The sequence below is a fragment of the Streptomyces sp. SID12501 genome, from assembly GCF_010550245.1.
GTDB lineage: Bacteria > Actinomycetota > Actinomycetes > Streptomycetales > Streptomycetaceae > Streptomyces.
Genome location: NZ_JAAGLU010000760.1, coordinates 1 through 425, shown reverse-complemented (window position 1 = coordinate 425; position 425 = coordinate 1). Strand labels below are relative to the sequence as shown.

The following is a 425-nucleotide window of genomic DNA, read 5'->3' as shown; positions in this document are numbered from 1 at the left end:
GGCGGTGCGTCCGAGCAGCAGCAGCACCACGGCCGCGACGAGGAACAGCGCGGCTTGGCTCAGCACCATGCGCGCCGAGAAGGCGCCGTGCACGCGCGTGATCGCGCTGGCCTCCTCCTGGATGTCGAGCACGCGCGCGACGCGTGCGCCGCCGGTCGCGGGCCCGGGCGTCGGGACGATCTGCGCACCGGGGATCGTGGGCACGTCGGGCAGGCCCAGCAGCGCCAGGAGGGTCGGCGTGACGTCGACGGTCTGCACGAGCCCCTGCTGCCGCGTGGACCCCGACGTGAGCAGGCTCGCGCCGTAGGCGTCACCGCCCGGGCGCGGTCCGGTCGCGGCGGCGAGCTGCAGCGCGACGCGTCCCGAGTCGGCCAGCGACACCACGAGCACGGTCGCGTCCGTGCCGCGCAGGCCGTCGATCACGC

Annotated in this window: 1 protein-coding gene; it reads right to left on the bottom strand. The window is 76.2% G+C overall.

Going from position 1 to position 425, the window contains the following annotated elements:
* A partial coding sequence (locus G3I71_RS48330) for a hypothetical protein (protein WP_203733205.1) occupies positions 1 to 425 on the bottom strand: 425 nt, incomplete at both ends.